The sequence below is a fragment of the Vibrio sp. CB1-14 genome, assembly GCF_040412085.2.
In the GTDB taxonomy this organism is placed as follows: domain Bacteria; phylum Pseudomonadota; class Gammaproteobacteria; order Enterobacterales; family Vibrionaceae; genus Vibrio; species Vibrio chaetopteri.
This window is the reverse complement of sequence record NZ_CP115920.1, coordinates 1,589,326-1,611,121: the sequence shown is the minus strand read 5'-3', so window position 1 is coordinate 1,611,121 and position 21,796 is coordinate 1,589,326. Positions and strand designations below refer to the sequence as shown.

At 46.3% G+C, this 21,796-nt stretch carries 24 protein-coding genes; 7 read left to right on the top strand and 17 right to left on the bottom strand.

The genetic code is table 11. From position 1 onward, the window contains the following. Position 1: 1 nt before the first annotated feature. The 5 genes from PG915_RS07320 to PG915_RS07300 are packed head-to-tail and all read left to right on the top strand — an operon-like array spanning position 2 to position 4,559. Positions 2 to 1,603 carry a TolC family protein gene (locus PG915_RS07320; protein ID WP_353498520.1) on the top strand — a complete coding sequence of 534 codons (1,602 nt, stop codon included), beginning with the start codon at positions 2 to 4 and terminating at the stop codon, positions 1,601 to 1,603. Further along, the gene (locus PG915_RS07315; protein ID WP_353498519.1) at positions 1,604 to 1,807 is read left to right on the top strand and encodes a DUF1656 domain-containing protein; all 204 of its coding nucleotides are present in this window, start codon (positions 1,604 to 1,606) and stop codon (positions 1,805 to 1,807) included. It begins immediately after the preceding gene. A 10-nt stretch (positions 1,808 to 1,817) separates the two neighbouring features. After that, positions 1,818 to 2,693: an HlyD family secretion protein gene (locus PG915_RS07310; protein WP_353498518.1), complete on the top strand. Its 876-nt coding sequence runs from the start codon at positions 1,818 to 1,820 to the stop codon at positions 2,691 to 2,693. Positions 2,694 to 2,752: 59 nt separating this feature from the next. Further along, positions 2,753 to 3,439 (top strand): potassium channel family protein, encoded by a 687-nt coding sequence (locus PG915_RS07305; protein WP_353498517.1) that lies wholly within the window; start codon positions 2,753 to 2,755, stop codon positions 3,437 to 3,439. Then, the gene (locus PG915_RS07300; protein WP_353498516.1) at positions 3,432 to 4,559 is read left to right on the top strand and encodes an AI-2E family transporter; all 1,128 of its coding nucleotides are present in this window, start codon (positions 3,432 to 3,434) and stop codon (positions 4,557 to 4,559) included. Before PG915_RS07305 ends, PG915_RS07300 begins: the two co-directional genes overlap by 8 nt. A gap of 109 nt (positions 4,560 to 4,668) precedes the next feature. Here the strand turns inward: PG915_RS07300 and PG915_RS07295 are convergent, their stop codons facing one another. After that, positions 4,669 to 5,460, bottom strand: a complete 792-nt coding sequence (locus PG915_RS07295; protein ID WP_353498515.1) for a class I SAM-dependent methyltransferase — start codon at positions 5,458 to 5,460, stop codon at positions 4,669 to 4,671. A 289-nt stretch (positions 5,461 to 5,749) separates the two neighbouring features. Between PG915_RS07295 and PG915_RS07290 the strand changes: the two genes are divergently transcribed. Then, positions 5,750 to 6,541 (top strand): CLCA_X family protein, encoded by a 792-nt coding sequence (locus PG915_RS07290; RefSeq protein WP_353498514.1) that lies wholly within the window; start codon positions 5,750 to 5,752, stop codon positions 6,539 to 6,541. A 4-nt stretch (positions 6,542 to 6,545) separates the two neighbouring features. On the opposite strand, the gene PG915_RS07285 is transcribed toward PG915_RS07290, so the two are convergent. The 3 genes from PG915_RS07285 to PG915_RS07275 form a co-directional block, all read right to left on the bottom strand. Further along, positions 6,546 to 7,232 (bottom strand): glutathione S-transferase, encoded by a 687-nt coding sequence (locus PG915_RS07285; protein ID WP_418642287.1) that lies wholly within the window; start codon positions 7,230 to 7,232, stop codon positions 6,546 to 6,548. Positions 7,233 to 7,295: 63 nt separating this feature from the next. Then, the gene (locus tag PG915_RS07280; protein ID WP_353498512.1) at positions 7,296 to 7,721 is read right to left on the bottom strand and encodes a phosphate-starvation-inducible protein PsiE; all 426 of its coding nucleotides are present in this window, start codon (positions 7,719 to 7,721) and stop codon (positions 7,296 to 7,298) included. A 113-nt stretch (positions 7,722 to 7,834) separates the two neighbouring features. Further along, the gene (locus PG915_RS07275; protein WP_353498511.1) at positions 7,835 to 8,290 is read right to left on the bottom strand and encodes a GNAT family N-acetyltransferase; all 456 of its coding nucleotides are present in this window, start codon (positions 8,288 to 8,290) and stop codon (positions 7,835 to 7,837) included. 278 nt (positions 8,291 to 8,568) lie between these two features. Between PG915_RS07275 and PG915_RS07270 the strand changes: the two genes are divergently transcribed. After that, a complete protein-coding gene (locus PG915_RS07270) occupies positions 8,569 to 8,901 on the top strand; it encodes a hypothetical protein (protein WP_353498510.1) in 333 nt (110 codons plus the stop codon). A gap of 296 nt (positions 8,902 to 9,197) precedes the next feature. Here the strand turns inward: PG915_RS07270 and mnhG are convergent, their stop codons facing one another. From mnhG to PG915_RS07205, 13 genes are all read right to left on the bottom strand, one after another. Then, positions 9,198 to 9,494: a monovalent cation/H(+) antiporter subunit G gene (gene mnhG / locus PG915_RS07265; RefSeq protein WP_042498239.1), complete on the bottom strand. Its 297-nt coding sequence runs from the start codon at positions 9,492 to 9,494 to the stop codon at positions 9,198 to 9,200. Further along, on the bottom strand, positions 9,491 to 9,814 hold the full coding sequence (locus PG915_RS07260) for a cation:proton antiporter (protein WP_353498509.1): 324 nt from the start codon (positions 9,812 to 9,814) through the stop codon (positions 9,491 to 9,493). The genes mnhG and PG915_RS07260 overlap by 4 nt, the downstream gene beginning before the upstream one ends. Beyond that, positions 9,807 to 10,283 (bottom strand): Na+/H+ antiporter subunit E, encoded by a 477-nt coding sequence (locus tag PG915_RS07255; RefSeq protein ID WP_353498508.1) that lies wholly within the window; start codon positions 10,281 to 10,283, stop codon positions 9,807 to 9,809. Before PG915_RS07255 ends, PG915_RS07260 begins: the two co-directional genes overlap by 8 nt. Beyond that, a complete protein-coding gene (locus PG915_RS07250; RefSeq protein WP_353498507.1) occupies positions 10,280 to 11,785 on the bottom strand; it encodes a proton-conducting transporter membrane subunit in 1,506 nt (501 codons plus the stop codon). The genes PG915_RS07255 and PG915_RS07250 overlap by 4 nt, the downstream gene beginning before the upstream one ends. Continuing rightward, positions 11,785 to 12,138 (bottom strand): Na+/H+ antiporter subunit C, encoded by a 354-nt coding sequence (locus tag PG915_RS07245; protein ID WP_353498506.1) that lies wholly within the window; start codon positions 12,136 to 12,138, stop codon positions 11,785 to 11,787. Before PG915_RS07245 ends, PG915_RS07250 begins: the two co-directional genes overlap by 1 nt. After that, positions 12,138 to 14,795 carry a hydrogen gas-evolving membrane-bound hydrogenase subunit E gene (mbhE, locus tag PG915_RS07240; protein WP_418642288.1) on the bottom strand — a complete coding sequence of 886 codons (2,658 nt, stop codon included), beginning with the start codon at positions 14,793 to 14,795 and terminating at the stop codon, positions 12,138 to 12,140. The genes PG915_RS07245 and mbhE overlap by 1 nt, the downstream gene beginning before the upstream one ends. Before the next feature lie 457 nt (positions 14,796 to 15,252). Continuing rightward, a complete protein-coding gene (locus tag PG915_RS07235) occupies positions 15,253 to 15,603 on the bottom strand; it encodes a rhodanese-like domain-containing protein (RefSeq protein WP_353498504.1) in 351 nt (116 codons plus the stop codon). Between the two features lie 48 nt (positions 15,604 to 15,651). After that, positions 15,652 to 16,125, bottom strand: a complete 474-nt coding sequence (locus PG915_RS07230; RefSeq protein ID WP_353498503.1) for a response regulator — start codon at positions 16,123 to 16,125, stop codon at positions 15,652 to 15,654. Then, the gene (locus PG915_RS07225; RefSeq protein ID WP_353498502.1) at positions 16,112 to 17,437 is read right to left on the bottom strand and encodes an ATP-binding protein; all 1,326 of its coding nucleotides are present in this window, start codon (positions 17,435 to 17,437) and stop codon (positions 16,112 to 16,114) included. The genes PG915_RS07230 and PG915_RS07225 overlap by 14 nt, the downstream gene beginning before the upstream one ends. A gap of 6 nt (positions 17,438 to 17,443) precedes the next feature. Further along, a complete protein-coding gene (locus tag PG915_RS07220) occupies positions 17,444 to 18,862 on the bottom strand; it encodes an SLC13 family permease (protein ID WP_042498225.1) in 1,419 nt (472 codons plus the stop codon). Between the two features lie 129 nt (positions 18,863 to 18,991). Further along, positions 18,992 to 20,011, bottom strand: coding sequence for a YcjF family protein (locus PG915_RS07215; protein WP_353498501.1), 1,020 nt, complete (start codon positions 20,009 to 20,011; stop codon positions 18,992 to 18,994). Continuing rightward, entirely contained in the window at positions 20,008 to 21,381 is a 1,374-nt protein-coding gene (locus PG915_RS07210; protein WP_353498500.1) for a YcjX family protein, read from the bottom strand. Before PG915_RS07210 ends, PG915_RS07215 begins: the two co-directional genes overlap by 4 nt. Positions 21,382 to 21,513: 132 nt before the next feature. Continuing rightward, positions 21,514 to 21,699: a hypothetical protein gene (locus tag PG915_RS07205; RefSeq protein WP_006073687.1), complete on the bottom strand. Its 186-nt coding sequence runs from the start codon at positions 21,697 to 21,699 to the stop codon at positions 21,514 to 21,516. Between the last annotated feature and the right edge of the window lie 97 nt (positions 21,700 to 21,796).

The following is a 21,796-nucleotide window of genomic DNA, read 5'->3' as shown; positions in this document are numbered from 1 at the left end:
AATGATGAGCTATCGGCTATTCATAGCCTTTATTACGACTATGTTGATGACTGCCTGTACCACACTTGGCCCTGAATTTGAGCCGAGCAGCAAGGTGGTGCTTCCTCAGTCATGGAGTGACAGTGAAACAGAATCGAGCACACAATCAACGGCGAACTGGTGGCAACAATTTAACGACCCGACTCTCAATCAACTTGTAGAGAAAGCCGCTAAGCAAAACCTAGATGTCGAGGCCGCTGGACTTCGAATCTTACAGGCCAGAGCCGTATTAGGCATTGCCGATGGTCTGCGTTACCCACAAGCACAGGCAATATCGGGCAACCTGGCTCGAGCCTATGTGAATGAAAGTTCCTTTAACAACGCCGCCATCAGTTTCGATGCAGGTTGGGAAATAGACGTCTGGGGAAAATACGCTCGCGGTATTGAAGCCGCGCAGGCAACCTACTACGCCTCTATTGCCTCTTATAACGATATATTGGTGACCATCACTTCAGAAGTGGCTCGCAACTACATCAATTATCGTTCGTTCCAAGAGCGCATGTTACTTTCGCAGCGAAACATCGAAATTCAAGAGCGTGTTGTCAACATCACTCGAGTACAATTTGAGTCCGGTAACGTCACCGAGCTCGACGTGCAGCAGGCGAGAAACCAACTATTCACCACCAAAGCGGCACTACCCGCGCTTGAAATTGCCATGTTACAGGCACGCAACGCACTTGCTGTTTTGCTCGGTTTGCTGCCAGAACAGGTCGACCCTTTACTTGAAGGAGGGATGAATCAAAGACTCGCTGAATATGAACAACGTTTTCGTTCATCAGGCTCTAAGTCTCTTATATCAGAAGATGACGATGGTTCAATTGTGCCCGAGGCGCCAGCACTTGCCTCCAATATCGACGCAAGCTTGGTCATGAGACGTCCAGATCTGCAAGTCGCAGAACTTCAAGCTCATGCCCAAAGTGCACAAATTGGTGTGGCAGAAACCGCGCTCTATCCTAGCTTTTCCTTATTTGGCTCGATTGGTATCGACAGCTCAGTTCCGTCAGGTTCGAGCTTTAGCTTCAATGACTCACTGACATTAGTTGCAGGCCCTTCCTTTAGCTGGAACATTTTTCAATACGGCCGAGTTAAAAATAACATTCGCCTCGAAGACGCTCGTTTCCAAGAGACCATGACCAACTATAACAAGAAGGTTCTACAAGCGGTGCAAGAAGTCACTAACGCCATGGAAGCCTACGAACTCTATGTCGAGCAAAAAGCACTTCGTCTTCAATCGGTCAACGCATCGGTGCGAGCATTCAATATCTCTCTTACTCAATATGAGAACGGCCAAATCTCGTTTGAACGCCTGCTCAATTCGGTAGAGAAAATGACTCGCAGTGAAGATAGCTACGCACAAATCAAGGGCAACGTCGCCAACCAGGTCGTCGCGCTTTACAAGTCACTCGGGGGCGGTTGGCAAATTCAATCCGGACAGAGCTTTGTGTCTCCAGACAACATTGAGCAGATGCAAAAAAGAACGGATTGGGATAACCAATTAGACCAAGAGAATACCCTTGTACCAGAAATGATGTTTAGAACCGCATCCACCAAGGAGGAGCCGTAAATGCCACACGAACTCGCTTGGGGCGATATCTATTTTTCACCGCTAACTCTCGTCGTGTGTATGGCGATTGTTGCCACATGGATTACGGTGATCATTATGAACAAAACTAAGTTGTCGCGATTTGTCGCATTCCCTTCACTAACGTTCCTCGCCATCGTGGTGATGTACGTTGTTGCCTTCGACCACTTTGTGATTAGGTTTTAGGAGCCTCCGAATGAAGAAATCCATTATTATCGTCCTGAACTTAGTCATACTTGGCGGCGCGGCCTGGTTTGGGTATCAGAAGTACCAAGACTATTTCAATAACCCTTGGACGCGCGATGGCCAAGTAAGGGCGAACATAATCAAAGTCGCGCCACGTGTCTCAGGCCCCATTGTTAACGTTGCTATTACAGATAACCAAAGAGTGCAGAAAGGCGATCTTCTTTTTGAGATTGACCCAGAGACTTACCAGGTTGCATTAGCTCAAGCGGAAGTAGCACTTGAGCAATCCATCATCAGCTCAAAGGGCAAAAAAATCGAATACGACCGCTTGCTCGATATACGTAAAAAAGACAAAGGCGCAGTATCGCACAAAGATCTGATTCGACGTGAAATCGCTTATCAAGAGTCCCTACTCAAAATCAAAGCGTCGGAAGAAAAACTGAAATCCGCCAAGCTTAACCTAAGCTATACCCGTGTCGTGGCTTCTGTCGATGGGTTTGTTTCCAACCTCGACATTCGCACTGGTACGCAAGCGGTGACTAACCAACCGTTATTGGCGCTGATTGACGAAAATAGCTTTTGGGTATTCGGCTTTTTCAGAGAAAACCAACTACCACAAATCAAACCAGGTAGTGATGCTCGGGTGACATTAATGTCGCATCCAGACACGCATTTAGAAGCAACGGTCGACTCCATTGGCTGGGGGATTGCGCCAAAAGATGGCACCGTGGGTTACAACTTGCTGCCTAACGTAAACCCTGTATTCCAATGGATTCGACTCGCGCAGCGTATTCCGGTGCGTATTTCGATTAAGGAATTACCTGAAGGGGTTCATCTAAGATTTGGTCTATCGGCTTCTATTATGGTGATGGAAGACACTGAATAAGGTGCCACACGCTAGTGAACAATATGGAAACGGGTGGCAAAGCAGCAAGGATAGATAACATGAAAGTAGGAAATCGCCTTAAAAACATCAATGAAGAAAACAATTTCTTCTATTTGACTCTCGCCTTAATTGCCTTATTGATTAGCGGTGCTTTGGCAGAAGTTGTGGGTAGTGGTGCTATCGAGCGTGTTCTTCAAGTCACAATTGTCATTACCTTTATCGTCTGCTTTGCGAGCCTTAGGTTTGATAAAAACTGGTCACGACTTCTGAAAACACTCGCTCTATTCTGGGTTGCCGTCATTATTTTCAAACTCATATTCGAGCGGCGTGAAATGGATATCGCCATGCTGGCGCTCACCTTTTGCTTCTTCTTTGGAACATTCAAATCCACAGCAAAGCAGGTACTGTTTCATGGCGAGGTAAATACCAACAAAGTCATCGGCTCAGTCGCATTATTTCTCCTGCTTGGCTTAATGTGGGCTATCGTTTACTTGGTAGTCATTGAATATTCGCCTGGCGCATTTACCGGTATGGAAGCGATTTCTTGGGGAGAGAACTTCTCCAATGCTGCCTATTTTAGTTTCGTTACCTTAACCACTCTCGGTTATGGTGATATAAGTCCAGTGACGCCACTGGCTCAAGTAGTGGTGTATTTAGAGGCGATTGTAGGCGTATTTTATATGGCCATCGTCGTTTCGAGTTTAGTCAGTGCAAACTTGCAACACAGGGAACAACAAAATGGATAGACAAACCGAACAACGTCAAAGCAAGCTCTTTGTTAATAATATGGTGGAGTCGGCTATTCGAATCGGCTTACTCGTACTTTTGCTCAGTTTTACTTACGACATCATTAAGCCGTTCATTATTCCGGTGTTGTGGGGGGCAATCATTGCCGTAGCCTTATTGCCCGTCACTAAAAAGCTTGAACGTTCGCTTGGTGGCAAGCGAGGGTTAGCCTCTACACTAGTTGCTTTGATTGGTATCTCAATTCTAGTTATCCCATTTGTGTTGGTGTCAGGCTCAATTTATGACGGCGTTGCACATACGACGGAGGTACTGCAAAGCGGTGAGATTAAGATCCCAGGTCCAACAAACAAAATCGCCGAAATCCCTATCATCGGTGACAAGCTGTATAGTATCTGGAACTTGTTTGCGACCAACATTGAAAAAGGCATTCAGCAGTTCTTGCCTGAAATTAAAGGCTTCTTAGGCACCATAGCTTCTATCCTTGGTGGCGCACTGACAAGTCTTATCATGTTCATCATCTCACTGGCGATAGCCGGCGGCTTTATGGCTCACGCAGAAAAAATATCTGGTGCACTAGAAACCGTCGCGGTACGAACCGTTGGTAAAAAAGCAGAGCAGTGGGCGAACTTAATGGCCGCAACCATTCGCAGTGTATTGCTGGGCGTTGTCGGTGTTGCCTTTATTCAGTCAGCTATTATTGGCGCTGCGATGTTTGTATTCAAAGTACCAGCCGCTGGTTTACTTACTCTTGCAACCTTGATTTTATGTATCGCTCAGCTTCCCGCGCTTTTGATTGTCGCTCCGGTCATTTTCTACGTTTATTCAACAGGCGACGGCACCAGCACCACAATATTTACGATTTGGGCATTGGCCGGCGGTCTTTCTGATAATTTCCTAAAACCTATGTTAATGGGGCGTGGTGTTGACGTTCCGATGCCTATCATCCTAATCGGTGCTATTGGCGGGATGCTCTTTGCGGGCATCATAGGCTTGTTCTTGGGGGCAATTGTCTTAGCGATTTGGTATGAGTTGTTCTTGTTCTGGATAAACTATGAAACGCAGAGTGAGCTAACCGAGTTAAAGCAAAGTAAGGAAGAGGTCGAAGACTACCGAATATAACTTTTGTCTCTGATTGTTTTTAGAAACTTAATCAAAGATCTGCGAATACATGGCCTTGTTCGTGCGTTACCGCTAACAACAAGGCTATGTTGGTTTTGAAGATGATGAATTATTTTTCCGCAATAACAAGGCCATGATTACTTGCACCCAATAAGCTCGGTTCCTGGCAGGTTGCTAAGTGATAGTTAAGCCAAGACTGGTATTGAGTGGGTGTAAATCGATTAACTCCTTGGTCTAAATATCGGTTAAAGCCATCTGTAGATGCATGAGCTGTGACTTGAAAGTCTGCTCCTTTGACTAGCGACTCCATCTCTGCTGGTGAAGCAAAGTAGCCAACATTGAAAAAACCATCCGCTTCCTGATTTGAAACGGTGCCTTTTGAGTGCAATTCACCAAGTATCTCAGGCGTAATCAGGTGAGGAAAACGTTGAGCAAATAATCCTGCAACAAAAAACTTAGAAATATAAGCTATCGCAAGCACTCCACCAGGCTTCAAAATGCGCTTAGCTTCTTGAATCGCTTGCTGACGCTCGTGCGCAGTCTTCAAGTGGTAAAGCGGCCCCAAGATGACACATAGATCTTGAGATTCATCCTCGATAAAAGGCACATGGCAAGCATTCCCTTCATGGATATCTAGCGCTAAACCTTGTTTCAAAGCATTCTCTTTTAGCAAACGCACTTGATCGGGTACTAACTCAACGGCAGTAACATGACACCCCTGACTAGCAAACTCTAGAGAATAACGACCTGTCGCTGCACCCAGTTCACTAACCTGTTTCCCTTTGCCAAGATAATCACTCAGTAAATGCATAGTCGTATCGTATTCAAGCTGGGTAATATACTGACGAGTCAAGCGAGAATGCTCGTCTGCATCGGTATATTGGGCAATTAATGCATCCATTGCGAAGTCCTTTAATTTTTATGATTGAAGATTTAGCTGTGTGACCAGTTTTGCATTCCAGACCGTTTCCCCGTGGCGAATAAGATGAGCTTGAGGCATAACCTTTCCTTGTAAAACCGTCACTTAGCAACAATATGCCACTAAACCCATAACCAAGTAAACCACATGAACATTCATTGCAATCACACCAAGCCTACATCTGAGTCTCACTTGGGTATATACTCCCTAGCACGCCACACACTCGTGTAAAGACGACTTAAGCAACCTTAGTTCCTATTCTTACCCTATTATGCAGCTGTCCAACTTCAAATATAAAACGCGAAAGGGCCCTGACTATCGTCATGGCGAACAGGTTTCTTTTTTAAATATCAAGCAGACGTTTGGCATTGGCAGCATCCGTGTTGGAAGTTGGGTAAACTCGGAAGAGAAAGATCTCGCCGCTAACCTTATCTTTGATTCATTGGCTGATTTGGCGTTTTTCCTCGCACTTCCAGCCAAGGCTATCGGCCTGCGTGGCAATCTGAATCTTGCTTTTGGCACTGGTGGCCGTAAAGGAGTACAGGCGGACTATGCTCCCAATCAGAGAGAGTTGGCACTTGCTAAAAATGCGGGCGCTGGCGCCCTAGCGCACGAATTCTGGCACGCGTTTGACCATTACATTGCAGAGAAAGCCTTTGATATTGGTGACCGTTCAGGCCCGCAGACAAAAATACTGTTCGCGAGTGATTGTTGGCTTACCAATACTAAACACTTACCTCATCCTTTAAATGAACGGTTACTTAACGTATTTGATACTGTGCTGTTAAGCAGTGATGGTTTGGATCGACACGACTATGTTTCTCGAAGTGTCAAAGCAGATCAAGCCGCAGGTGCCAACTACTTTTCTCAGCCAACTGAAATGATGGCTCGAGCATTTGAGGCTGTCATTGAATCATGCTCAGAGATTGAAAACTCGTACCTCGTTGCAGGTACCGAGAAACAAGATCTTATCGCGTTGTATCCAGATATGCACCATCGCCAAACCATCAGTGATGCACTGCTGGCATACTTTAAACCGCTTGGAGAAGCGCTAAGCCGATAGCTTTTCAACGCTTAAACTGATAGTCACCAAAATAGACATCAGCTTGCTCTACTGACCACAGCGGCTGCTTTGCCATGACTTTGGAAAAAAACGGGCTATTTAGATAACGAGTCAACCAGTCACGTACCTTGGGATAAGGCGCTTCTCGAAACCACTGCTTGTCGATACGAGCGAACTTTCTAATAAATGGCAGTAAGGCGATATCAACGAGGCTTTCGCGCTCTCCAAACAGAAACGGGTGCTCTGAAAGACGAAGTTCGAGCTTGGCCAGCTCACGCTCACATTCTTGCCGCAGAGGGTTCATTGAATTTTCATGGTAGCGTTTAGCGCATCCAAACGCGTTGAGTGCTGGGTCAAAATCTCGTTCAAATTCCTCAATCAATGTCAGCATAATTGGAAGCTGATTGTGACTATCCTCTCCCAATAATCCATGAGGATCATTTTTCGACAACGCCCAAACCATGATATCCAAACTTTGTTCCAGAACGTGCGTCTCATCAGCCAACAGCGATTGCTGATTTTCTGAAACCACGAGTACTGGCACACTGGCCTTTGGAGAGGCTTGCAGGAGTTCGGTGGGCTTATTGTCTAGCTTAATTGAGCGAATACGTACTCGTTGCTGCGCTTTAATCAGCGCCATCCGAGCACGTATTGCAAAAGGGCAATTGTGCAGAGAATAAAGAATGGGCATGGATTCCATTATTAACATCCTCTGAAGCTTTGTGCCTCATAAACCACTATCTTACCACTCGAATTACTCTTGAGGCTTGTTGTTATCTCTATCCACATAGGGCCAGTAATGATGCCCTACTCGAATAAGCAAAGTCGCGGCCGCCAAAACAAATGCCGCTACCGATAGCCAAACGACTATGGTTGCGTCCATTTCTTTCATCCCAAGTGTGATATAGCGAGCAATGGCCATCATGGCAATATAGATTGGATATCTAACTGGAATTTTTCCGTTCACGACGAACTGCTGCACCATAGCGAGAACTTCTAGGTAAATAAACATCAGCAGGATATCAGTGAGCAGCACTCGACGTTCAGTAAAGACGTGCATGAACTCTTCAACCATGGCGTAAATGGTGGCAAGCGTAATCGCCACCAGCAGCACGGCTTCGAGCACATAAAATATTTTTAAAAACGGCTTACTAAACGATTTAGGTAAATGTGAAGGCATAAACTTTCTAAGTTATTGTTAGTTATGTTTTTACTCTAGCACATTTTTATTGCAACAAAGAATACGCATCACCATGCAGTCACGCTTTCTTGGTTTCAATAATTCCTAAACCGCTATAAAGCGAGTTTAAAGCCTTCGTGACTGGCAACAAAACCTAACTTCTCGTAAAAACGTAACGCGTCAGGTCGCTGTTTATCACTAGTCAACTGTACCAGATTACAGCCGCGTTCACGTGCCCTCTCAATCGCATATACGAACATCTTTTCTCCTAACCCCTGCCCTCGAACTTGCTTGACAATTCTGACACCCTCAATCAAGCAGCGCCAACTGCCGATATGAGTCAAGTAAGGGATAAAAGTGAGCTGCAACATACCAACTACCTTGCTCTCTGATTCGACGACCCAGAGTTCATTGTTTGGATCTTGTTCAATTGCGGCCATTGCTTGTAGATACTTAGCATTTATCGGCGAACTAATATCCTCTCGTTTTGCTCCCAATGGGTCATCAGCCAATAGATGTATTAACTCAGCGAGATCAGATGATTGTGCTTGTCGGTAGTGAATCGTCATGCGACTTTCCTTAGTAAATAAAACTAGCAAAGCATCTTAGCAACTATGGAAGCTGATGACCAAATACCAGCTTCACATCAGGGGACTGGGCAGAAAACGTTAAGCCAATCTGCTTACATCGCATTGTAAACATCATTCTTTGATGTTGCATTCGACACTCATTTGGCCAACAAAGTGCGACCTATTTATCATTAATCATGAAAATTGATTGGAAAGGTCGACTAGCACCTAATATCTACTAACTTGTTTTCACATCATTCGCGTTAGGATCGAAAACCATGAGTGAAAATCAAAGGCGTCACTATCGACTTACCTATCCAACTAAAGAGCGACCAACGCTGCATTTAGCCAATCACAGTTACGAGGTATTGCAGATTGCAGAAAGTAATATTGTTATTTCAACAGAGCGGGCTTCGCTGAATGCGGAGTACATATTCCAAGGAGAGATTGCATTTAATGATGGTACCAGCGACAGTGTCGCGGGCGCAGTGCTAAAAAATGATGCGCAGCAAGCGATCATCTCACTCACTGAGACATTATCTTTCAAACGTTTGATGTCTGAACAACGCCGAATTCGAGTGACTTATCCAGCGTTTGATTTTAGTGACTGAGAACTAATTTGGCTCTATATAACAGCGAATAAGCAGTATCGATGATGAAAACCTAACGCACATCGATACTGCATTTAGGGCGAGTGCTTTCGTATCTGCGAGCTTTCTAGCTCAATCCCGCAAACACCACTTTCCGATAACCTTTACTTACCCACTACCAAGGTTACCAAAAAGCAAACACAGGCTATCACTAGTAAGGTGATTTCTTTTCTGCGCATAAACGCTCCTTTTGTTTCACGATTAAAAAACCGATAGTGCACGAGTGCTTATCCAGAGATAGGTAGGCACTCGGCAATTTACTTATCTTTTCGCCACATCTTGTAGCCATTCCAATACATGCTTTTGCTGAGTAGGTGCGCAGCGACTGGCGCCGTCAACAGGATAAACAGCATGGTACCGAGAACTCGGGAGACAACGGTCACGTCTGGCATACCTACTGCCACAGCAGCCAATAATGCGGTCAGCCCCATGGTGTTTGCTTTAGTCGAGGCATGCATTCGCGTATAGAGATCCGGCATACGCAGTACCCCAATACTCGCCACCAGCACAAAAAAAGTGCCTAAACAGAGTAAAAGCCCAGTTAAAAACGTCATGACTTGCCCCCTTGCTCAAGATTCTTCTGATTTTCCGCTTCATTTTGTTGCTGGTTTTGCTTTGCAATAAATCCAGCAAACGCGATAGTGCCTAAAAACGCGACTAGACCTAGAGTTATCGCGACATCAAGTAGTGATTTTTGGCCACTCGCTAGTGTGTGCACAGCAATAAAACCAACCGTGATAAAGGCAATAAGATCCAGTGCAACCACTCGGTCAGCGAGCGTCGGCCCTTTAATCAATCGGATAAACACCAACACCAAACTAAACAGCATGCCTACATAGGCAAAATTGATACTAAATGACAGCCAGCTATCCACGTGTCACCTCCAGAATTCGTTTTTCCATCCCATTCTTGATTGAGCGAATCACATCGTCGTGATCTGGTGCGAACATGGCATGAACAACCAAATGTTTCTTATCTTCAGTCACATCCAGACTCAAGCTGCCTGGGGTAAGTGACACCATGTTTGCCAGCAGCGTGATCTCAAGATCAGAGGTGACATCCAATGGCACATAAATGATGTCTGGATCACTTAGATGGGTGGGCGTGACAACGTCCCACACAACATGAGCGGCGGACACCAGCATCTCGTAGCAAAAATAAAGAAACAGCTTTATCGAAGCACTGAACCGTTTGAAGTAACTCGATTTAAGCCCAAACGGCTGGCTCAACCTAAGAGCGAAATAGCCCACCACAAAACCGGTGACGAAACTCAAGCCGGTATACTCACCATTGAGCATCATCCATGCGCCACCCAAGAAGACATTTAGGAAGAAATAGTTCATGCGCCACCTCCTAAAACGGCGTTGATATAAGCGCTAGGTTCGAGAAGTTGCTCTGCTGCGGTAAAGGCAAACTGAAAGAACGGCTCTGCTGCAAAACCAATAACCAAGGTCATTGAAGTCAACACAACGATTGGCGCGTAATAAAGCGCTCTGGTTTTGTTGCACAGTTTTTCTACCGGCACCTCTCCTTCTTGCTTAGATGGTTTAGCCTTCCAAAACACCTCACTCCAGATCTTGGTCATTGAGAAGATAGTAAGCAGGCCAACAAACAGTGCGACACCAGCTAGCATGTAGTACTCGTTTTGCAGGCTGTCTTTGATGACCAAGAACTTGCCCCAAAACCCTGATAATGGAGGGAAGCCAGCCAGTGAAAACGCTGGTACTAAGAACAAGAACGCAAGCCAAGGCGTCGCTTTGTACATGCCACCCAATTCACTTAGCTCGCTAGTTTGATGCTTACGCTCCACAAGACCGCCTATCAAAAACAGATTCGCTTTGACGATTATGTGGTGCACGATGTAGAAAATAGCGCCCGCCAAAGCAAGCGGTGTATACAGTGCTAGTCCCATCACCATGTAGCCAATTTGGCTGATGATGTGGAAAGAGAGGATTTTCTTTACATTGTATTGGCTCGCGGCTCCCAGTACGCCTGTCAGCATCGTCAGCGCAGCCACCCAAATCATCAGAGGCTGCCAACCACTGTCGGCCAAAGGAAATACCAAGGTAAACACACGCATTAGCGCATAAATACCCACTTTGGTCAGTAGCGCAGCGAATAGAGCCACTACACCACTTGGCAACGTGTGGTATGACGCAGGCAGCCACGCAAACAATGGAAATAACGCCGATTTAACCGCAAAGCCAAACAGGAATAATGCCGCAAGCAATACCTTGGTTTGTGGTGCAATGTCCGCAGCCTTACTGTGTAAATCAGCCAAACTCAGCGTACCGGTTGCGCCGTATAGCAGACCAATCGCCAACAAGAACATCAGCGTCGAGATAAAGTTCAGCATTACATACTTTACCGCGCCATCAACTTGCTTACGATTCGCATCCAGCACCATAAGACCAAATGACGCGATCAGCATAACTTCAAACCAAACGTAAAGGTTGAAGATATCACCGGTTAAGAATGCGCCGTACACACCTGCTAAAAGCACATGAATCAGCGAATGAAATACGCCGTAGGACGGTTTCTGCATTAGATCCGCCATGGCATAAAACACACTTACCACACCGATAATGGCGGTAATGACCACCATCGCTGCCGCTAAAAAATCGGCGACGAACACGATGCCAAATGGCGCTGCCCACTGGCCGAATGCGACTGCTTGAGGGCCGTGGTCTAAAACGCCATTCAGTAACAACACACTGCCTAGCAAAGTAAACAGTGCACTGGTACCACTTACTGCTTCAGCAAGCTTATGGTTATGTCTGGCGAAGAACACTAACACAGCGGTCAAGACAGACATGATAACAGGCAAGGTTAACCACATTGACATTACACCTGCTCCTCTGAGTACTTCATTTCATCAATATCTGCTGACTGCGTTTCTTCATAAGCGCGGTAGAACAGCACCAAAGCAAACACTAAGAGCCCAAAGCCAATCACAATGGCCGTTAAGATCAGCGCTTGTGGTAACGGGTTCGCAGCATCCATATGTGGCACGACAGAATCAGCATCAATGAGCGGCGGATTTCCTAGTGTTAATCGACCTGCATTAAAGATGGCAAGATTGACGGCGCTACTTAGTAAAATCAGGCCAAATAGGACTCTAAGTAGGTGTCTTTCCAGCATCAAATAGATCCCAGATGCGACAAACACTCCAACAACAACACTCCACAACATTTCCATCAGTCCATCTCCTCCGTTACATGGAGGATCATTCCCATCACCCCACCAATGACACCTAGATAAATACCAATATCGAAAATTAATGGCGTACCCAGAGGCAATACATCTTTCCACCACAAACCCGTTAGGAATGGCAGATTAAACACTAAGCTCACAGCACCTGCGGCAAAACTAATAAAGACACCCAGCATAGCGATGCTAAACGGCGCGTAATGCAACCTTTCTCGCACATACTGTGGAGACTCCGCGAACATAAGCAATGACAGGCCAATGACGGCGATCAGCGCGCCGATAAAACCACCTCCTGGCGAGTTATGCCCGCGCATCAATAGGTAGAGTGAGAACACCAGCATGAGTGCAGCAACAATATGCGATGCCGTTCCCAAGATAAGTGATTTCACTTTGGTCGATGGTACACTGCCGGGTTTAAGCAGGCTCACAGCACACAGGCCAGCTAGTGCCACAACCAGTACCTCACCAAAGGTATCGAAGGCGCGGAAATCGACCAGAATGACGTTGACGATGTTGCGACCATGACCGCCCGGCACACTTTGCTCATTAAAGAACTGAGAGACCGACATATCGATAGGATCAGCGGTAATAGAAATCAGCATCATAGTGACAGCAACGCCAATTGAACCCGCAACCAAAGCATGTAGGACGCGGCGACCTTTAGAGTGCTGCTTCACTGTCGATAGCTTTGGCACATGACGCATTAGCAGTACTAAGAAGACCACCATCAAGGTTTCAACCAATAGCTGAGTCTTAGCGACATCGGGTGCGCTATAAATCATGAACACCAAAGTGGTCATGAAGCCAATCATGCCGAGAGCTGCGACCGCTAAGAATTTTGTTCTGGAAATAATCACCACGAAGGACGACGCGATGAGTAGAGCAGCAATCACAAGTTCGTAAAGCTTGATGCCCTCCAATCGACCTGCAAACTGGCTAAGTGACATTGGAGTATGAGTGATGAGCAGCACCGCTAGAGCGCCAAATGAGAGCAACCCATAAACACTCATTCGTTTTGTCTGAAGCAAGTTCGTTTGCCACTTCGCAAAGCTCACCATAGCGTGCAGCAGATTATCGAAGACACGATTTGCACACGGCATTTTTGACAACTGACGATCAAGCAATGTGGTCAGTGACGGATACACTTTATAAAGCAGCACGCCCAGTGCCAAAGTCACAACACTCAAGATGAGCGGCGTGTTGATACCATGCCACATTTTCACTGGCTCAGGCGTCGACACCGGCGCTATCGTGGTCACGCCAGGAATAATCACTTGCTCATTAAGCCACCCTAGACCAATGAGCGTCGCCAAAACGCTGATGATGGCCAGCATAAATGGTGGCATCCACAACCCTTTATTGAGTTCAACAGGCTTAACTTGTGTCGGCTCACCTTGATGACGTGTAGTAAAAGGTTTAATTAACAGCGCCATAACCAGTGTCACGGTAAGCGCATTCACTAATACCATCAGAAAGACTGCCCAATTGCTGACTTCCAACCCCGCTTTGTACATGTACTCCTTACCCAAAAAGCCAGGTAAAGGCGGCACACCAGAGGTCGAAAGCACAGCAACAACCGCGGCGACAAAGCTGATTTTTAGCACAGAACGTAAACCGCGAAGCTGACTGATTTCACGTGTGCCCGCTGCTTTATCAATGTTGCCGACCACCATGAACAGGCCTGCTTTGTACAGGGCATGAGCAACAATCAGCATCAGTGCCGACTTAAGTGCTAAGTCACTTCCAATACCAAGCAAAAAGGTCAGCTTTCCGAGTACTACAGTGGTGCTGTATGCCAACATGAGTTTCAAATCAGTTTGCTTGAGCGCCATCAGCGCGCACCACAACGCAGTAAAACCGCCGAGTAAGGTCAGCGTATAGAACCAGACCTCTGAGTGAGAATAGATGGGTGATACCACTGCCAGCAGGTAGATACCCGCTTTAACCATTGTAGCGGAGTGCAGATAAGCACTCACTGGCGTTGGCGCTGCCATTGCATTAGGCAGCCAGAAGTGAAACGGGAATTGAGCAGACTTGGTTAGCGCGCCCAACAATATAAGAACCAAAGAAGGTAAAAACAGAGCGTGATTTGAGATCTCGCCTACTTGCGCCAAGATACTGGTCAGCTCATAGCTGCCTGCCATGGAGCCAAGCATAATCAGGCCAGCAAGTAGTGCTAAACCACCAGCGCCAGTAATAAGCAGTGATTGCAGCGCATTCTTTCGAGACTTGAGCGCTTCGTGGTTAAAGCCGATGAGCAGATACGAGGTAACCGTCGTCAATTCCCAAAATACAAACAACAGCAACACATTATCGCTGAGAACAACGCCAAGCATGGCGACCATAAACGCGGTCAAGTAACAGTGAAATGCGAGTCTCTGTTTGTGCTCTTTAAGATAAGCCAGCGCATAGATCTGCACCATAGTACCGATACCGCTAATCAAGCAAGCAAACAGAAACGATAGTCCATCCAGCCGGAAACTTAACGCCAGACCTAGGCTCGGAACCCAAGGAAAACTCCAACTGACGCCCTGAGGATCATACAACGACAAGACGGTTGTTAAGATCAAAAACGGAAACAACGCAAAAAGGCCAAATAGCGGAGACGACGAACTCTGGCCTCTACCGCTGCTCTGGCTTTGTATCCCGCTATTTATTACGGCTCTCTCGATACTCAAGTTAACACTCACTTCTCTCTTTCTCTGCACATAGTGAGTTGGTTGTCTTTCTCCCTTCTTGGGCTCCCTGATAAAAACATCGGAAATTCCGAACCAAAAACCACATATGCAATACAAAATTCGAACTTAATTCTATCCTCGAATGGTTACAAGGCTCTAGGTAGGAACTGTAAGATTTGATTGAAGAGTTAAAAGAAGCGTTTCTTTAGATGTAAAAGTTCGACTATTTGCAGCGAAGTATTGCGATCTCAACAAAATTCATGAGCATTTGTAACGAACTGTCACAGCAAGGGAAATCAAGCGGAGGAAGCAATAACGTGAGTATCCCCTGAAGATAGGGATAAACGGCTAAGTGTGGCGTAGTAAAAAGTAAAACGCCCGAAATGATTGACCACATTTCGGGCGAGGAGTGCCAAGCGATAGCTTATTGTGGGGATTCGATGTTTATCTCATTTAACCCACCTGCATTGTGAAGTGCTGTGAAGCCTTTAGACTCCATATAAGCCAATGCTTGCCCAGAGCGATTACCACTGCGGCAGTAAAGCACTATAGGTTGAGACTTATCGAGTGCAGCGATGTGCTTGTCCAACTCAGAAAGTGGATAGTTGACGGCTTGGTCTAAATGCCCAGCGTTAAACTCTTCTGGCGTACGAACGTCGATGACCATTGCGCCTTGCTCAATCATTTGCCAGCCCTGTTTTGCTCGTTCACTGGCATGAGCTGCCCCTAAAACAAACAATAAACTAAGTACAATATAGCGAAACATAACCTTCATTCTTCCCTCCTTGAGCATCACACTGAGCAGCCGTTGTCTAAAACAAGTCTAGCGTAGCCTCTCTAGCACAATGTTTTGGTCTAGATGTTCATGATACGGCTGATAGTCAAAACCGCGATCAAATATATAGGCCGTTACCAATGAACGAACGCAACTCACAAGCTCTTCGGCCTTCCAAGGCTTCTCAAAGTAGTGGCTGACACCCGCAGTGTTAATCGCAGTAATGGTATCTGAGTGCGTCGCTTGACCAGTGAGCAGCACCTTTTTTGTTTCTTTGAATCGACTGTCACCTGAAAGCTCAGTCAACAGCTCTACCCCTGTCATTCCCGGCATCACATGATCCGAGACAATCACCGCGATACTTTCACCTTCCGCATCAAGGTCTTCAATAAGATCCAACACTTCTTCGCCAGACTCACAGTCCTCGATATTTAGCCAGCTCGATAACGGCTCAAGATCTTGAATGACGGCGCTGAGTACTTCTCTCTGGTCATCCACACAAATGACGTTAAGCTTCTCCATATGCTTCTCCTACTGGTAACTTGACGCGAAAGATAGTGCGTGTTTCATCGCTTTTAACAGCAATCGTGCCACCTATCTCGCTGACGATTCTTTTCACAATTGATAGTCCTAACCCCAAGCCAAAAGACAGTCCGCCTTTTTTTGTTGTGAAGTTAGGCTGAAAGATTTTTCGGCGTGTGGACTCATCGATTTCCGGTCCATTATTGGCAATGGTCACCAGAATACGTTGATTCACAAACTTCGTTTGAATATCGATATTGGGCGCATCCGTTTGGGAAAGTGCATCACAAGCATTCTTTAAAATGTTGCTCCAAATCTGCACATACTCCGTCGATGCCCCTTTTATTAACGGCAGAACCGCTGGTTGAACACGAACTGACACCCTTCTCAAATCACTTTGCAACAGTGCCAGTGCTTTATTGATGGTATCGTTAATATCAAGCAGCTCATCGGGCTCACCATCAGTACGCCCGAGTTGCTTCACAGATTTGACGATGCCAACGGTATGCCTCGCAGCAATTTTGAGGTCGTGTAGATCCCGTCCCATCCCCCAGTATTTGAGCGCTTTCTGAGGATCATGCAACCAAGACTCGGGGACTGGGTTATTGCCTAGCGCTCTCGCCAGTTGCTTAGCCGTGTCTCTCTCTAAGCGATAATCACTTTGGTGACGCTTGGCAATTCGGCGTACCTCACTGGAAGAAACCGTTTGACCAAGCATCAGACCGACATCGAAATAGCCACTGACTTCCGGGTGTAGCTCTTCAAGGAGTTGCAACAAATCTTGCTGCATTCGTTCTGTTTTGCTGCTCACCACGCCAATGGCATTATTCAACTCATGTGCAATCCCAGCTGCTAATTGACCCAAGGTGGTCATCTGCTCCGCAGTATGCAGGCGTTGAAGCGCTTTCTCTTTGGCTAGTGCTTCTTGCTTAGCGCGCCTTTGACGTCTTGATAACTCATTGACCATCACCGGCATAAACTGGGCACTCAATGGACCGTATTGCTGCGGTTCGACTGGCTCAGTATGTTTATCTATCCAAGCCAGCGTCACTTTGGTTTTAGCAATCACCGTCGATGAAGCGACCCAGGTGCCAGAAAAGAAACTGTGCACACCAATAAATGCCCCATTCGAGGCATTGAAGAGCTTCGTGAGCTTGCCATCTTGTTCACTTTCAAAGTAGCCCTCAAGCTCTCCTTCTAGCACGTAATACAGACGGTCATTGTGCGCTTCTTGGCGCAGCACCACCTCTTCGGCATCGAAAGTAACTTGACGACTTGGCTCTGAAAAATAATGACGAACCAACAAATCCATTGGCACCTACCCTATATGTCCAACTGCGTGCAGCAGCCACACTAAGACAAAGCTCAGCAATACGCCCACCACACCCAATATCACGCCAACGCGTGCCATCTGACTGCTTTGTACATGGCCTGTCGCATGAGCCAATGCATTTGGCGGCGTACTAATCGGTAGAGACATACCGAGTGATGCAGCAAAGGTAACGACAAGAATGAGTGTCAACTCCCCGCCTAACGGCGTTAAAGAAGTCATTGAGGTACCTAGTGCCGCCATGATAGGCATCAATAGGTTTGCCGTTGCGGTATGGGACATAAAGTTCGCCATAACCAAACATAGGAATGCAGCGCCAAATAACACAACGTAAGGAGAGAATTCATCAAACGGAATGCTGTGAACAACGAGGCGAGCAAGCCCGGTTTTATCAAGCGCTAGACCCAACGCGATACCACCTGATACCAACCATAGTACATCCCACGAGATCTTTTTCAGATCTTCTTTATTGATGATGCCAGTCAGCGAGAAAATGGCGACCGGAATAAGCGCAACTGTGTATGAGTTCATACCGTGTGTTGAGCCCATTAGCCAGAGGATAATGGTCAAAGCAAACGTGATGTACACCATAATGGCTTTTGGAGTTTTAAGGAACTTACCTTTGATCGACAGTTCGATTTTCTTTTGATCAGCACTGTACAGGAAGTTAATCAGCATCCAAGCCAGCGCCATCATGACAACGACGAACGGCACACCAAATGCCATCCACTCACCAAAGCTGATGTAGTTGTCACCCACTAAGTATTTGAGCGCAATTGCGTTCGGTGGCGTACCAATTGGCGTACCAATACCACCAATGTTAGCGGCAACGGGAATACACAGCGCAAACGCGATACGACCCGGATCTTTAGGGCCAAACACTGCAATAACCGGAGTAAGAATCGAGAGCATCATCGCGGTCGTCGCCGTGTTCGACATAAACATCGAGAAGATACCGGTGATCAACATCAAGCCTAACATGACAAACTTCGGGTCGCTTCCAAAAGGTTTAAGCAATACGCGAGCTAAGTTGACGTCAAGACGGTATTTCGTTGCCGCCATAGCAAGGAAGAAGCCCCCCAAAAACAGCATGATGATTGGGCTCGCAAAGGTCGCCATGATCTCGTTGTAATTGAGAAGTTCACCAAAATGTGGCTGCCCTTCTCCCGATCTAAACAAATAAACACCCTTGTTGGACACCAGCAAAAGCTCGAGAACAATAATGACAACGGAGGTGGCGTAGATAGGAATCGGCTCAAAAACCCAGCAAAGCGCGGCCAATAAAAAGATGGCGATGACGCGCTGCTGAACTATGGTCAATCCTTCGAAAGGGAATGCGGATAATGGTAGAAGTAATACGATCAATGGGATCGATATCGGAATGATATACTTCAGATATTTTTGCATGATACTGCTCGTCCTGAGAATAAATTACTGTGAGCAGTATCACGCCACTAAGCCAGTTTGGACTAGCGTAGGATCAAAGTTTCCTCATAAATATCATCAAGTTTCTTGGAATGTGATTTGAGTATCAATTTAGCTCAGTTTGTTTTTGAGGCTTTCAACCACGGACTTTCTAATTGAGCCAAGTCGCGGTATCTGTTCCTGTTTAAATGGAATCGGACGCATTAAATTGATGGTCTTCAATCCTAAACGAGCCGTCACCAAACCTACACCTAAACCTTGCCCTGCGCGTGCAGACAGTTTTTCTGCCAGGTTCATCGACAATATGTCAGCACTCGATTCAATGGCTAGCTCACTTGCACCAGCAATCGCTATGTTCACCAACACCAATTTGAACAGCTTCAATCTCGACCAGTAACCTAGCTCAACACCATAGATTTCAGAGATTTTGTCAATCATACGGAAGTTACGCCAAGCAATTAGAAGCATGTCAGCAATCGCGAGTGGGCTTAACGCCACCAAAATCGCCGCTTCACCAGAAAGCTTAGAGACCGACGCCATTGCTTTCTTGTCCTGCTCTGTCAGCACCATAGATTGATACATATCGAGCACTTCCGCATCGCTATGGGCACTGTGCACACTATTTTGCCAACGATCAAAAGCCGGATGCTCTGCAGGTATAGACGCCTCATGAGCAAGCTTTTGACAGAATTTTTCGCCTTTGCCTACCGCGTCATTGTCTAATAAAGCTTGCGCCTCTTCTTGCACTGAAAAATGATTCTTCAGTTTGCGAAGTTTAAAGAGCTCTTTACCAAAGGCGCCGATACCCATGACAGCAACGCCAGTCACTAGAGCAGACCAGCCAAGTGATAGATAGTCGCCTGTCGTTGCCGCGGTAACCACGTTATCAATAGCTTGCCAGCCAACGAGACCTGCAAACGCAGTCAGAAATGTCGTCGCTATCCAACCTTTCTTGCTGCTACCGCGAATGGTTTTCTCCAACTCGGCATCACCTTCGTCTTCAACAGCAACCTGTTCAACGGGAACGAAAGTTTGCTCAGGCTCAAACAGCTTTTGGCTGTTCATGTCTAATGTTGGCTCTCCATTAGACAAATCTTCATCAAAGACTTTTCTGTTTTTCATATCACTCATCGAAGTTTGTCTCCAATTAAATACTGCATCGCTTTATCAAGGCGAATATGACCGCAAGGTGCATCTTGCGCACTCGCTAGAGGCCTGAATGAGGTAAATTCAAACCCGCTTTGCTGCCAAAAATCAGGCTTCGGTAGTCTTGCAGGTACATCACCGGGATACAGCGTGAATGTTTGGTTATCCAATGTCGTGCCACGCAATGCTGGAGAGCTGTCGCTGCCATTGCCGACAAACCCGGCTTCCGTTGCTTGAATAGATGCTACGCTCATGCAGCTCATCTCAATATTTTCAAACGCCGTTTCTTGCCATGCTGGGTGAACCATCTGTTGCAAAAGGCTGACTAAATTCCCGTGCTGATTCGGTGTTACATGATCTGCCTTTGTCGCAGCGAACAGTATTTTGTCGATGCGCGAAGCAAACAAGCGTCTTAGCAAATTCGATTGCCCATAACGGAAGCTTTTCATGATCTGCTGAAGCGCCTGCTTCATATCATTGAATGCCTCGTCCCCCGCCATCAATGGCTGCAGACAATCCACCAGTACGATTTGACGATCAAAGGTAGCAAAGTGCTCTTTATAGAACTGCTTAACCACTTTAGTTTGATACTCTTCGTAGCGGCGTTTCAGCATGGCGTAACCGCTGTTCTTTTCTGCTTTGTCCGTTAGAGACTTGCATGGGAAGAACTGAAGCACTGGTGCACCCGCAAGCTCACCGGGCAACACAAAGCGACCGGGTTGTACCCAATGGAGGCCACGATCTTTACAAGCAAACAGATAATCCGTGAAGGCCTGAGAGATCTCAGCAATCACTTTCTCGTTAGCTTCTGCTTTTCCATCAAATGTCTCCAGTGCAGCGAGCCAAGCTTGTGCACATTCGCTACGAATACCAGACAAGTTTGCAAACTGCAGCTCGTTCCATTCTTCGAAGGAAAGGTCAAGCAAAGGTAAATCCAGCAGCCACTCTCCTGGATAGTCAATAACATCAATAAATAGAGTCGATGTTTTGCTGATTAAACGCTTCGCTCCTTTCGCTGGCTTATATTTCAGCGCCAAACGAATTTCACTCACATCTCGCGTTGGCTGCGGCCATTCTGGTGGCTCAGCGTGAAGCTGTGCCATGGCATCATCATAGGCAAAGCGCGGTACCATTAAATTAGACTGAGGAACGCGCTTTGCTCCAATGAGTCGCCCATCTCGCGCGCACTCAAGTAATGGCAAGTTGTCGTGAGTGGAAGTATGAAGTAACTGGTTCACCAATGAGGTGATAAAAGCGGTCTTACCCGCTCTGGACAAACCGGTAACAGCAATTCGAACGTGAGAATCTAGGCTTCGATGCAACAAATCTGAGACTTCTTGACCAATGCGGTTCATTCAACTTACTCCAATACAAAAGACGAGGAACAGTGTGCACTATACGAGATTAACCAAATATGAACAAAAAACCCCTGATACAGTTCAGGGGTTTAGAGCGTTTCTAGAGATTTTTAGATAGGCCAATTGGCACTAATCATCCTCAATGAGTTTGTAAATAACAAACAGAGCAATCTCAAGCAGTACAGTCAGCACACACGCCATCGTGACGTACTTTTCATTGAAGATGCTGATGCCGTGTAAAATCAAGTCATAGCCAACAAAGAAACCCACTACTAGTAGTAACGCGATTTGTAATATTTGTATAAATCGAGGCATGTTTGCACTCTCCTTGGTTCTTTTTCTTTGAGTATATACCCTAATTGCCTCAATATGCCAAAAAGCTACTTGGGTATATGTCTGAATTATAGATAAA